Source organism: Acinetobacter sp. V115_6 (assembly GCF_031799025.1).
Lineage (GTDB): Bacteria > Pseudomonadota > Gammaproteobacteria > Pseudomonadales > Moraxellaceae > Acinetobacter > Acinetobacter pittii.
Genome location: NZ_JAVQNO010000021.1, coordinates 1,119,571 through 1,133,217 on the forward strand (window position 1 = coordinate 1,119,571; position 13,647 = coordinate 1,133,217).

Consider the following 13,647-nt stretch of genomic DNA (forward strand, 5'->3'; position numbering starts at 1 on the left):
TATCGTCAAATCTTTAAATTATCGAGATTCATTATGTCAGTTGAGTTTTTATGGAGAATCCCTGTTCATGGGGATGGTCGTCGAGCGCATCAATTACACACACGCGGTGAATGGAATCAATTAACGCCATCAGTTCAATCTCCACAACGTGTTGCACCGCAACATGAAGATCAGTTATTTGCTTACTATGACTATGTCGAGCAAGTAGCGAAAGCAGCCGATATTGTTGGTTTTCATGGCGCACTCATTCCTGCTTTTCCACATACTGAAGAACCATGGGTGTTAGCGTCTGCACTGGCAAGAGAGACAAAAAGACTTCGTTTGCTCATCGCAATTCAGCCTTGGTTTATTCATCCTGCTTATGCAAGTCAAATGGCTGCAAGTTTGCAGCGTTTAAGTCAGGGACGAGTAGAGTGGAATGTGATTTCAGGTGGAGGCGGTGCACAACAACGCGCATATGGGGACTTTATTGAACATGATCAACGCTATGCACGGACCAATGAATTTTTAGAATTTGTGAAAGGTTATTCGCACCATGCACCTTTCAATTACGATGGAAAGTTTTTCCATGTTGAACAAGGTGGCCTGAAATACCCAATGAATCAATATGACGTTCCACGTTTATGGTTAGCAGGTGCAAGCGATGCAGCTTTACAAGTCGCAGGACGTCACGCAGATATCCACTTAACTTGGGGCGAACCTGTAGACCAACAGAAAAAAGTGATCGAACAGGCTCAAAATTTCTTTGAGCAGAATTCGCCGGAACGAAAAGTTAAATTTGGCATGCGTATTGATATTTTAGCGCGCCCAACCCAAGAACAAGCCTTTCAAGAGCTTAAACAAATGTATGAAACCATTGCTGTCGATAGTAATGCTTTTGAACGCAAAGACACTGAATCTGTAGGAGCGAAGCGCCAGCAAGCTTTGGCGCAGGGCAACCGTTTTGAAGACTTATTTGTGAGTCCAAATGTGTGGGCGGGAATGTCAAATGTACGAGGTGGCCCAAACTGTATTTTAGTCGGGAGTTATGAGCAAGTCGCAGAACGTTTGCAAGAATATATTGATATTGGGGTGGGACATTTTATTTTAGCCAGTAACCCGCATTTAGAAGAAGCATATCGTGTGGCTGAAGAAGTCTTACCCTTAGTAGGATATAAATTAAAATAATAAACTTAGATCCCTTTGCGATATCAAAGGGATCTTGTTGTTTGAACAGCATAACACTGTCTGAAAACCAACATCTTTTGTATCAATCATTTAAAAAACACAAATTAAATTGATAAAAAATAATAACTTATAATTTTGGCATGGCTTGTGCAATTTACTACTTAATCTTTTATTTTTAGTTTAAATTTTTATGCGTGATCAAATCTTTAATCCCCATAAGCGGGCTTTGCTCTTTGAGCAATTTGCGACAGTTGCAGCCACAACTGAAATTGCAGATCCGTTTGCACGGCATGATCAAGATGTTATTCAACCTGCTCCAGTGAAGTTGAATAAAGTCTTAATCGCAATTATTGCGGTTGCTTCAGCACATCTTGGAATTTGGTATGTTGCAAAACAATTGCCGACACCAGCTTTAGATATTCATAAACCAGAACCTGTGGTGATTGAAATCGTAAAACCGGTTGAACCACCTAAAGTGATTGAACCCAAAATTCCACCGATTACTGAAAAGCCAAAAGTTCCATCTGTGGTGGAAAAACCCAAGCCAATTTCTAAACAAGTGGAACAACCCAAACCTGTCCAAAAAAGTGTGGAGCAACCTAAGCCAGTTGCAAAAGCCGTGGCTGAACCCACTCCACAAAAAGTTGCAGAACCAGTGATCACAAAAGAAGTAGTCGCAGAACCGGTTAAAAAAGTGGCTGAGCCTGTAAAAGCGTCAGATGACAATTTACCTGTGACTGAAGCCAAAGGTTATGCCGGATATCTCAGTAACCCTACACCTGAATACCCTGAACAAGCTTTAGAACGTGGTTGGGAAGGCTCAGTCATTTTACGGGTCAAAGTATTAGCAAATGGCAGCCCGGATACAGTCAGTGTCAAGCAAAGTAGTGGCAAAAAACTTTTAGACAGTGCTGCCGTAAGAACAGTAAAGCAATGGAAATTTTCACCTGCGCTCAAAGGGAAAACCCCTGTAGAAGGCTGGGTCGATGTTCCAATTCATTATCAATTACCGAAATAAAATTTAAATTAAGAGGATATTTTCATGTCAGATATTAATTCATTGATCCATGACGGCACGATCTGGTTATTAGTTGCTTTCTCAATTGTGACTTGGGTGTTGATTGTGGTTAAAGTGGTCCAGACACAGCGAGCAACAAAACAAAGTAAGCTTTTTGTAGAAGAGTTTTGGAAAGCAAAAAACTTATCAGATGCAGTAACTAAGTCTGAACTGGGGGAAGGCCCAGCAGCACGAGTGGCTAATACAGGTTTTCAAACATTAATTGAAGCAGATGAAAAGACGCATCAAGATTTACAAAACAGTTGGAGCCGTCAGGACTTATTAGAGCGCCATTTAAGTAAACAAGTTCTAACTGAGCGCCGCCAATTAGAAAAAGGCTCGGCTTTACTGGCTTCTATTGGAAATAACGCCCCATTTATTGGTCTATTCGGTACAGTATTTGGGATTATTCATGCATTACAAGCGATTGCTCATTCAGGTAATGCCAGCATGGATGTCGTGGCTGGACCAATTGGAGAAGCGCTGGTTGCAACTGGTATTGGTATTGCAGTTGCTGTACCTGCGGTGCTTGCCTATAACTACTTTGTACGTAAAGTAAAAACAATTGGCGCAGATCTTGATGATTTTGCAACTGACTTCGTAAGTCTAAATCAAAAAGCAGGATTCCAACTACCAACTGCTAAAACCAAGGGTACGACTGGAAATACGGCGCTTAAAGATAATTCTGCTAAAGAAGTGAAAGAGAAAGGAGTGTTTGCATAATGGCAATTTCTACTTCTCAAGAAGACGATGTCGTCAGTGAAATTAATATTACGCCGTTAGTCGATGTCATGTTGGTCTTACTCATCGTGTTCATTGTGACAGCTCCTTTGTTAACAAATACGGTGAAAGTAAATTTACCCAAGGCAGCTCCAACTCAATCTACAGATCAAAACAAAGCTGTGGTGATTAGTGTAAATCCACAAGGTGAAATATTCCTTGATAAAGATAAAGTGACACTTGCGAACTTTGAACAAGAAATAAAGTCACGCAAAAGCAGTAATCCTAAATTAGCATTAAATTTAAATGCTGATGAGACCGTACCGTATGGAACAGTCGCAAAATTATTGGCAAGTATTGAACGTGTAGGTGTAGATAAACTCTCTGTGATTACAGTACCTAAGTAATTATTACCCCCGTAAAAAAAGCTGCTTCGGCAGCTTTTTTGTATTGTGACTTTATAGATGAGTATTAAGCTTTCCAGAGTTTTTCAAAGCGCCATGTCGGAAAAATCGTATGTTCAGGAGCTAAACCACCAATATTTTTAACTGCTGCGTCAATGGTATGGCTAAACCCCCAAATGAGCATTCCACCACGTTCATGCTGAATTTTCTGTGCTTGGGCTAAATAGATTTTGCGTTTGGCTAAATCAGGCTCTGCCAGTGCTTGAAAAAATAACTCACTATATTCAGGGTCTTTAAAGTTCACACGGTTAGTCGTGGAAATTGGGGCATCGTTAACAACGGCAGTCGATAAATAGGGTGTGCCGACATTGGTAGCATTACTCGATAGTTGCCACTTATTGCGGTCAGGGCCATTAAATGTTGCAAAATCGACTTGTTTAACTCGAATATTCACATTGGCTTGTTTTGCTTGCTCGGCAAAAATTAATGCAGGTTGAGCACTACTCACAGGGGTAACAAGCTCTACACTCAAACCATCTTTAAAACCTGCTTGCGCTAATAGATTTTTTGCCTCGGCAATATTTTGTTGGCGCTGTGGCAAATTGAGAAAAGCAGGGTCTTGCGGCGAATAAAGATCGTTGGCAATTCGCCCTTGTCCATTTAAGCCCCGTTGTACCAACTCCTCTCGGTTTGCAATCAAACGAAATGCCTGACGCACTCTAGGGTCATTAAACGGCGCTTGTTGAGTATTAAAGTCAAAACTATTATGCGTATTGGTCGCAGAGCGTATGGTTTGAATGTGTTTTGCCTGCTCCAAAATTTTAATATATTCGGGCGAAATCGCATTCGCTACATCAATTTGCCCAGCCAATAAAGCATTTAATCGAGAGACCTGATCTTTAAAATCAATCACTTCAAAACTATCTGCATAAGGTTTATCCGCTTTAAAGTAGTTATTAAAACGGGTAAAAACAGAACGCTGCCCCGGAATAAACTCTTTGACTTTATATGGACCAGCTCCAACTGGATTATGAATAGGGTCGAAGTCGGTCGGTACAATTCCTCCAAAGTTTACCCAAGTTTCAGGTAGTGCGACAAAGCCGGGAATCGTACTAATAAAAGGAATACGAACCGTATATTCATCTAGTTTTTGAATACGATCTCGGTCAATCCACTGCACCAGATTACGAAATGGTGAAGCAAGTTTTGGGTCTGTTAGGCGTTTAACTGAAAAGATTACATCATCTGCGGTAATAGTTTTACCGTGATGGAATTCTAATCCTTTGCGTAAACGGATTGTCCACTCACTTGCATTGTGATTAGGCTCTGCAAACTCCGCTAAAGCAAGTCGGGGCAGCATATTTTCATCCCATTCCCATAACTTATTATAAATAGCGAAACCTCGGGTAATGCCACTTCCCGATGCTGAAAGATGAGGATCTAGACTGCCTGATTGTTGTCCTCCAATTAAACCCAAACGTATAACTCCTCCATGCTTAGGCGTTGCTGAAGAGGTAGTTTTTGATTCGGTACTATTATCTGGAGAGGGGCCACAGCCTGATAAACTGCCCATCAAAGAGACGCCACCTAGCGCCGTAAGACTTTGCGTTAAAAATTTCCGACGTGATAACAGAAATGTTTGATTTGTCATTATAAATACCTGATTAGATCTTCATCTTCTAAGGTATTGCAGAATAAATGCCAAGTTTTTTATATAATTTTACGATATTTATCATTGGCTTATATAAATCTTGTTTTCGGCAAGTGTCTCTATTTCAACAGCTTTGTTGAAAAAATAAACATGAATAGAATTAATAAATAAAGAATGATAAATTAAAAATAACTAAATCAAATGGTTAAGGGTAATTATTTGGTCGTTTATTGGTTGGCATAGGCTTTGCGTAACGCCTTGTAAATTTACTTTACTGAGTGTGATATGAGACAGCCTTTTCAATTAAAACCTTTAGTTATTGCGCTTAGCGTATTAGGGGTGACTTTACCGTTATATGTTTTTGCCGAAGAAACGCCACAACAAGCAGGTGATTCTGAAAGTGATGTAATTACTTTGTCCGATGTAGTTGTTACTGGAGCAGCCAAGAAAACTACCGTTGTTCTCAAACGCAAAGTTACCTCAATTTATGGAACGGATAGCTCTGTATTGGATACACCGCGTGTAGTATCCCAAGTGTCAGAACAACAATTTAGAGAAGATGTTATTCGTAGTGCAGATGATCTCGTCAAATATGCGCCTAGCATTACGCGAGGCGGGGGACAAAATGCTAACTTTGCACCACAAATTCGCGGACAGAATTCAGAAGTTTTTCAAGATAGTCAACGCATTTACAGTACTCGCCATCCAACCAATCTAAATGCTTATGAAGCAGCTGATATTGTGGCAGGACCAACAGGTGTAATTTTTGCACCGACTTCTGGTTCGGGTGGATATATTAACTACCTGACCAAAAAGCCTAATTTTAATAAAGCCGAGACCAATATCTCTGGGACTGTAGGTTCCATTTACTCAGGTAAAGGCGCAGAGCCTAATTTCTCTGTCAGTATTGACCATACGGCACCCATTTCAAAAGAGTTAGCATTTCGCGTGAGTGCAACAGCACAAAAGACAGATGACTATTATGACAATGTGAAAAATAACTTTAATGCATTTTATGGAGCGCTTGCTTGGCGTCCAAATGATCGTTTAAGGGTAGATTGGAATATCAGTTACGATGACTATTACGATTTTAATGTCACACATGGCTGGAATAGAGCATCACAACAATCAGTTGATAATGGCCTTTATTACAAAGGTAGAGCTACGCCTATTATTCAAAACGGTTCGACTTTTTGGTCTCCTGTATTTGAATCTGGTGCGGCAAATTCTAAAGTCATTGGTTGGCAAACTCGTCAGAAGAACGATAAAAACCAATATGTGGCTGTTGGTGGAGTTCAGACCACGCCGTTACCGAACTCAACTGCCGATCAAGCAGGAACTATTAAAGGTTGGGTGTATGATCCATCAATCCCCGGCAATGAATTGGTCAAGCTAGATGATAATGTTTCAGGACGTAGTGAAGATAAAAATAGTGCCAAGCGATTTAGCACCCAATTAAAAGTAATTAAAGATTTAAATGAACATTGGTCTATTGCAAACAGTACGCTCTATCAAAATAATAAAGATCTAGGCGACTCTGTTGGAAGCTTCTTTACAGATTTAGATCATGAGTTAATTGATAACCGACTAGAATTTTTAGGCGACTATGATTTTGAAATAGGTGGCGTAAAAATTAATAATAAAAGCAGTACAGGGGGAACATATCGTCATGAAAAGTTTACGTCCTTAGCAGCAAATAATAGTTTTAATATCAATCCTTATGATTTAACCAATGATCCATCGCAGAAGAACCCTGGAGACTTACTGGGGTTAATCAACAATAGCGGTTCAACAGGAGGTTGGATTGGGCAAGCAGGGGTACCTCAATATTCTCAATATTTTGGATATTTAAATTTACCGCGCATGTACCCAATTGGAAATGGTTTATATGCAGAAAAAGGTGGCTTTCCACCGAATGGAGGAGGTGCTGTCTATACCGGCTCTGGTTTTTGGGATACGTTAAGTGTATTCACCCAACAAAATTTTACCTTTAACGATGTATTCGGTATTAACTTAGGAATTAACCATAGTTCTGTAAGAGCAAAACTTGAAAACCCACTTGTTTTAACCCCAACAGATGTCCGCTCATCGAGTGATAAATATAGTCTATTGAGCTATCAACTGAGTACGTTTATTAAGCCTACTGCGAAAAGCACACTCTATTTTACTTATGACAAAAGTACTGCATTAAATACAGGAGTATTTGGGCCTTTCTTGATTTGGGGTGCAGGAAATCAACTTAATCCTTTAGCTTTTGATAGTCAAAGTGAGCTAAAAGAAGTAGGATTTAAATATGAACCTATCACTGACCAATTATTTTTAACCCTAAGTGGGTTTGAACAAAAACGAGATTTATCACCTGATACGAACGGTAATATGGCTCGCTTTGAAGTAAAAGGAATTGAGTCATCATTAAGATGGCAACTTCAAAAAAATATAGCGATTGGGGGCAATTTCACTTATTTGGATGCTGAATACAGCTCTATTATACCTGCGGGTTTTTCACCATTTGGCTTTCACGCAGACAATGCTACGGTTTGGGGAGATAATAATGCTTTAAACCAACGTAAAGCTGGCCGCTATGATGCAGCTGGAATTCCCAAGTACTCTGCTAGTGCTTATGTAGATTACCAACATCAATCTGGTTTTGGGGCCAACCTATCAGGATGGTGGACAAGCTACTGGTACACGAACCTAAGCCAAACCGTGAAAGTACCGAATAACTATAATCTGGACTTAGGTCTTTATTATCGCCAGCCACAATGGACGGTGGGTCTTAACATTCTTAACCTAACCAATGAACGAAATTTTGTGAATGGTTTGGCAGGGTCAAATAGCGAGTTTTTACAACCAATGCGCCCTCTGACTGTACAAGGTCAATTTAGTTATAAATTTTAAACCCAATCAATCATTTCCAAGAATCTTAAAAAGCCATACATCTGTATGGCTTTATTATTAATACGGGATATAAAACACGTTAAATCGTGAATGTTGAAATAACAACAATAATACCTTTCAGACTGTCTATCTATCAGCAGCATTGAATCATTTTTATTTTTAATTTTTTATTAAGTATTTGAAATTATTTAAATAAATTTAATGGCATGGAAGTTGCCAATATAAGAATAGATTTATTTAAATGGAGTCACCATGTTTAAGGTTACAAAAATTAGGCAAAGTATTTTAACTGCTATGTGGGGAGTAACGGCGAGTGTTTCGACGTTAGCTTTAGCGAACGATGATGCTGATACAATTCCTGCTGAGCAACAAGCTCAAGTGGTAAATGCTAAAGATGTAAAAAAACTAGGCGATGTCATCGTTACTGCACAATATCGTGCACAAAACATTCAAAAAGTTCCGACTGCAATTACAGCAGTTTCGGGCAAAGATTTGGCTGCGAAAGGCTCAACATTTATTGGCGATGTTTTAACTTATACGCCCAATGCAGCAGCTGAAAACCCAGATGGTGATAGCCGTCCACGCTGGTATATTCGTGGTCTAGGAACTGGCGATGTTGCTGCCTCTACAGTTTTCCCAGTCGGTATTTATGCAGATGGGGTTTATTTAAATGCGCCTGTTGCTGGTGCTGGAGATTTATTCGATTTAGAACGTATTGAGGTTCTACGTGGTCCACAAGGTACACTTTACGGTAAAAACACCACGGCTGGGGCAGTAAATTACATTTCACGAAAACCTGTTTTTACAGATAAACCGACTGGTTATGGAACAATAGGAATAGGTGACCATAATCTTCGTACTTTTGAAGGTGCCGTGAATGGGGCTATATCAGATAACGTTGCCGTACGAGGAGCATTCTATTCAGAAGACCGCGATGGCTATGCAAAAAATTTAGCCAATGGTGAAAATTACGGGGATGTAGATAAAAAATCATTTCGCTTCCAGATATTAGGAAAAGTTAATGATGATTGGAATGCTTTAGTCAATCTACATAGCCAAACTTATAATGGTCTTGGTAATAATGGCTCTTTAAGTATTGGAAAATACTGGGGTGTTTATGAAAGACCACAAGGCCGAGATACAAATTTAGATTTGCCTGAAAGTAATAAAATTCAACATGATGGCGCTTCACTCACATTAACAGGAGATTTAGGCGGCGGTCATACTTTTACATCCATTACAGCATTTGATAAAACCACTCAAAAATCTATTTCTGATGGTGACTATACGCCTTACGATGTAGCAAGAAGCTATAGCGATAATGAATGGCGCCAATATAGCCAAGAGTTTCGTGTTTCTTCTGATGCTGAAAAAAGACTCAGTTGGATCGCAGGTTTCCACTTTTTCAATGAAGATTTAGACTCAACAGGCGTAAGTGCGCGAGTAAATAAAACATTACCGAATGGCGCTCCAGCTCAAACGGCGGGCACTCCAGCTTTTAGGGACATTACCTATAACCAGACCACACAAAGTTTTGCCTTATTTGGTAACAGTACCTATAAATTTACCGATAAATTTAAAGTGACAGGTGGTTTACGTTGGACAAGTGAAGAAAAAGACATTGATCTAGATCTTGTTCAAATTACCTCAGGTGATTACACCAAAGGCAGTTGGTGGCAAAAGGATGGATATAGCAATGCGGTCTATAACCCAGCGCCGAATGCAAATGGTTCAACAAGTCGTAAAAAGAGATGGAATGAGCTGACCTACGATATTACGCCAGAATATGAAATCACTCCTGATATCAACACATACTTCCGTTTTGCTCGAGGTTTCCGTTCAGGTGGTTTTAACACTGGTCTTTCGAGTAGCCTGACTCAACTAGCAGATGTTAACCCTGAATATTTAAATAGCTATGAGCTAGGTTTGAAGTCTAGCTTGTTAGAAGGCAATTTAACGGCCAATGCCAATATTTTCTATTACGACTACAAAGATATTCAAACAAATTTATTGGTTGCCACAGAAGGACAAGGTGGAGGAGTAACCTCAGTTCTAGCAAATGGACCTAAAGCAGAAGTAAAAGGTGCCGAATTAGAATTAGATTATTTAGCTACCGATAACTTACGCCTACGGTTTGCAGGTGCTTATTTAGACAGTGAATACACCGACTTTGTTGATAAAAACCCAGTAACCAATGTCGTAAATGCTGACAATACAGGTAACAGCTTGGTTCGTTCTCCAAAATACACCATCGGTTTAGGGGGTGAATATACCTTTAATCTTGATAGTGGAGCACGAGTCATTGTGGGCACAGATGCAAAATATCGTGACCGTGAGTTTTTCTTAGTCAATCGTCAAGATTATTCTGTTGACCCAATCTTGAGTCAAAAAGGGTACACCTTATGGAACGCAAACGTTGGGTATATCAGCGCAAATAATAAATACCAAGTTAATGCTTACGTTAAAAACTTGCTAGACGAAGAATATCAAGTTCATGGGCGACCAAATGGTCCTGCTGGACAATATGTCTTAACCTATGGAAACCCACGTCAAGTTGGTGTTTCTCTCACTGCAAAATTCTAAGCTTTGCTTTACGGAGAAAATAATGGGAATTGAATTTTTTACACGTTTACCACTTCATGGCGAAACAGAATTTTTACCTGGTGATCCACGTAATCGCGGTGATTGGGCCAATATTGAAAATGTTGAAAATACCGGAGCTGTTTCGAACTATGAAGTAGGTGATGACTTTACCTATATTGATTACTTAAGTCAGGTAGCACGGGCAGCAGAAATTAATGGTTTTGCTGGTGCACTCATGGTAAACGCACCAACGGGTGAAGAGCCTTGGACAGTATGTTCATTGCTGGCAAGAGAAACCAAAAAACTTAACTTTGTGACTGCATTTCAGGCCTATCATTTTAGTCCATATAATGCTGTACAAACTGCGGCAACTTATCAGCGTGCAACGGGCAATCGACTGGTTTGGAATATTATTAATGGCGGCTCGGAAGTCATCCAACGTCAGGTCGGCGATGACTTACCTCACGATGAGCGTTATGCACGTGCTACAGAGTTTCTTGATGTTGTAAAAGGATATTGGAATAATCCTTCATTTCACTATAAAGGAAAGTACTATTCGGCAGAAGGCGGTGGTCTAAAATATCCACTGAATAAAGCAAGCCTTCCAATTATTTGCACGGCTGGTTCTTCTGAAGCTGCTCGCGAGTTTGGAGCAAAACATGCCGACTATTATTTAATGCGAGCTGAAAAACCAGAAGAAATTGCCGCATTGATTACAGACGTACGTGCTCGTGCAAAAAAGTATGGTCGTGAAAATATAAAATTTGGTCTATCAATCGATACCATTGCTCGCCGTACTGAACAAGAAGCTTTGGCAGAGGCACAGCGCTTTCTTGATGAAGCTGCTGAAAAGCAACGTTTACACGCGGCAGCAGCCCATGCGGGTTTACGTTCAGCGCGCGTATTAAGCTTCGAAAAAGAGTATGCCGAAAAAGATGGCAGTAAAAATGTTAGCGACTTTTTCATCCATCCAAATGTTTGGTCTGGATTTGGATATATTGGTGTGCCACCCGGTGTTGCTTTGGTAGGGAGCTACCAACAGATTATTGAGCGTATTGAAGAATACAATAGCATTGGCATAGAGTTATTCTTTCTTGCTGGCTATCCACATCTTGAAGAGTCATACCGTCTTGGTGAACACGTTCTTCCACACTTTAAAAAGCAACGTGCTCGATTACAGCCTACGGTAGCTAGCCCAGAATTTGATATTGCGCTTTAAAGTTTAAATGTTCTTTACATAAGCCTGATTAGTAAGCTAGTTGGGCTTTTTTAATTTTTTGTTCTTTATATACGTTTCATCTTTTATGAAAGGTCTATACAAGAATTCTTATCTTTATCTCTTATTTATAAATATAAATATTTTCTGATCTTTGTACCTGTTTAGACAGTTAAACAAAACATCTCTCTTTACACTTATCCAGAGCATAAAACCAAAGTTGATCACAACACGTCTCATATTAGATCTGCATGACACGGATAAATGATCATCAGGTATACGTTTAGTTAAACATTCTGAGAGATCTATAACAGCAGAATGTATGGATATATATCGAGATATGAAAGAAATAATTTCGCAAAAAAATTCATCCAGCATTGTCTGGAAAAGTACCAAGAAACCATGGTTCATTTCTGTTGGGTATTTTAACTCGCTTGCGATCTATTGGATTGTACCTCTTTGTTTATTCTTACTATGGTGGGTAGCATCAAATGAGCAATGGATGCCTGCCCAAATTTTACCTACCCCAAAAGACACATGGCATTCTTTCGTTGAAATCGCATCGCAAGATCTATGGTCACAGCTTGCGATCAGTCTTGAGCGCTTTGGTCTTGGCTTATTGTCAGGTGTATTAGGCGGCGTATTTCTAGGTGTTTTACTGGGTTATAGCCGCATTGCGGAAAAATACCTTTCTGCAACGTTTTATGCATTGGTCATTATTCCAACATTGGCTTGGTTACCTTTGCTCATGATCTGGCTCGGCATCGAAAATAGTTTAAAAATTTTCATCATTTTTAAGGCTACGATGGTGCCGATTGCCTTACATACTCAGGCAGGGGTACGTGACATTCAACCCAAACTCAAAGAAATGGCAGCAATCTTACAGTTTAATCGGCTAACCTTGCTCACAAAACTTGTACTGCCAGCCACACTTCCATATTTCTTTACGGGTTTAAGACTTGCTGTTGCAGCAGGTTGGACGAGCTTAATTGCTGTTGAGTTATTGGCTTCATCGGAAGGCATTGGATATTTGATGGTGACAGGTCGTCAGCTATTTCAGCTTGATATTGTCTTTGTCACGATTTTTGTGATCGCATCTGTAGGAATTATTTTCGATTTTATCCTACATCGAATTGAACGTAAGTTTGTATTCTGGCCACATGCTGCTTTAAGTGCTCATACTTTTCACAAAAAAAGCAGAACAGATATTTTCAAATCGTGGGTTTTACCTTTGAGTTTAGTGGTGCTTTGGGCAATCAGCAGTTGGTTTAACTTGATTTCGAGTCAAATCTTTCCCACGCCGTGGAAAGTATTAGAAGCACTGTGGTCAGGTATTCAAGATTTCTCACTCACTACCGCCATGTATTACAGCCTTTATCGTGCAATTTTGGGTTTGATTATCGGCGGGTTAATTGGGGCTTCAGTAGGAATTGTGGTGGGGTTATTTAAACCTATTGAAAATCTGTTGGCACCTACACTCAACACATTACGTCTAATCGCCATTTTTGCTTGGATTCCGCTACTGACAGCTTGGTTTGGGCTCGAAGATTTATCAAAAATTGTTTTCATTTCAATAGCAACATTTTTTCCGATGTTTATTGCGACATGGAAAGGCATGTCGAGTATTCCAATGCAGCTTGTTGAAGTCTCAAGCACTTTAAGAATGACATTGGTTCAGCGCTTAACAATTTTGATTTTACCGAGCATTGCACCCTCAATGTTTGCTGGATTTCGATTGGCCTTGCTCTATTCGTGGATGGCATCTTTTGGAGCTGAATACTTGATGGGCTCTGGAATTGGCATAGGTAGCTACATGATGGCTGCACAGCAAAACTTTGAAATGGACCGTGTAATAGCAGCAACCGTTTTGGTCGCTGGTTTAGGGGCGCTTCTGGCATGGCTGGGAAAAATAACTGAAAACTACGCAACATCTTGGCGAAAAAATTGAGGT

General features: G+C 39.8%; 9 protein-coding genes. 8 read left to right on the forward strand and 1 reads right to left on the reverse strand.

Features of this window, described 5'->3' with window-relative positions; genetic code table 11:
• The first annotated feature begins 33 nt into the window (after nucleotides 1-33).
• From RMA94_RS13740 to RMA94_RS13755, 4 genes are all read left to right on the forward strand, one after another.
• Nucleotides 34-1,167, forward strand: coding sequence for an LLM class flavin-dependent oxidoreductase (locus tag RMA94_RS13740; RefSeq protein ID WP_202732420.1), 1,134 nt, complete (start codon nucleotides 34-36; stop codon nucleotides 1,165-1,167).
• A gap of 190 nt (nucleotides 1,168-1,357) precedes the next feature.
• A complete protein-coding gene (locus RMA94_RS13745; RefSeq protein WP_311083430.1) occupies nucleotides 1,358-2,185 on the forward strand; it encodes an energy transducer TonB in 828 nt (275 codons plus the stop codon).
• 24 nt (nucleotides 2,186-2,209) lie between these two features.
• The gene (locus RMA94_RS13750) at nucleotides 2,210-2,947 is read left to right on the forward strand and encodes a MotA/TolQ/ExbB proton channel family protein (protein ID WP_272350590.1); all 738 of its coding nucleotides are present in this window, start codon (nucleotides 2,210-2,212) and stop codon (nucleotides 2,945-2,947) included.
• Nucleotides 2,947-3,351, forward strand: coding sequence for a biopolymer transporter ExbD (locus RMA94_RS13755; RefSeq protein WP_001018517.1), 405 nt, complete (start codon nucleotides 2,947-2,949; stop codon nucleotides 3,349-3,351). The genes RMA94_RS13750 and RMA94_RS13755 overlap by 1 nt, the downstream gene beginning before the upstream one ends.
• Nucleotides 3,352-3,415: 64 nt before the next feature.
• Here the strand turns inward: RMA94_RS13755 and RMA94_RS13760 are convergent, their stop codons facing one another.
• A complete protein-coding gene (locus RMA94_RS13760; RefSeq protein WP_311083433.1) occupies nucleotides 3,416-4,999 on the reverse strand; it encodes an ABC transporter substrate-binding protein in 1,584 nt (527 codons plus the stop codon).
• A 285-nt stretch (nucleotides 5,000-5,284) separates the two neighbouring features.
• On the opposite strand from RMA94_RS13760, the gene RMA94_RS13765 reads away from it, so the two are divergent.
• The 4 genes from RMA94_RS13765 (at nucleotide 5,285) to RMA94_RS13780 (ending at nucleotide 13,644) form a co-directional block, all read left to right on the forward strand.
• Nucleotides 5,285-7,897: a TonB-dependent receptor plug domain-containing protein gene (locus RMA94_RS13765; protein ID WP_311083435.1), complete on the forward strand. Its 2,613-nt coding sequence runs from the start codon at nucleotides 5,285-5,287 to the stop codon at nucleotides 7,895-7,897.
• A gap of 252 nt (nucleotides 7,898-8,149) precedes the next feature.
• The gene (locus RMA94_RS13770) at nucleotides 8,150-10,480 is read left to right on the forward strand and encodes a TonB-dependent receptor (protein WP_404976533.1); all 2,331 of its coding nucleotides are present in this window, start codon (nucleotides 8,150-8,152) and stop codon (nucleotides 10,478-10,480) included.
• A 22-nt stretch (nucleotides 10,481-10,502) separates the two neighbouring features.
• Nucleotides 10,503-11,699 carry an LLM class flavin-dependent oxidoreductase gene (locus RMA94_RS13775; protein WP_167563585.1) on the forward strand — a complete coding sequence of 399 codons (1,197 nt, stop codon included), beginning with the start codon at nucleotides 10,503-10,505 and terminating at the stop codon, nucleotides 11,697-11,699.
• A gap of 319 nt (nucleotides 11,700-12,018) precedes the next feature.
• Nucleotides 12,019-13,644 carry an ABC transporter permease gene (locus tag RMA94_RS13780; protein WP_311083438.1) on the forward strand — a complete coding sequence of 542 codons (1,626 nt, stop codon included), beginning with the start codon at nucleotides 12,019-12,021 and terminating at the stop codon, nucleotides 13,642-13,644.
• Nucleotides 13,645-13,647: the final 3 nt, after the last annotated feature.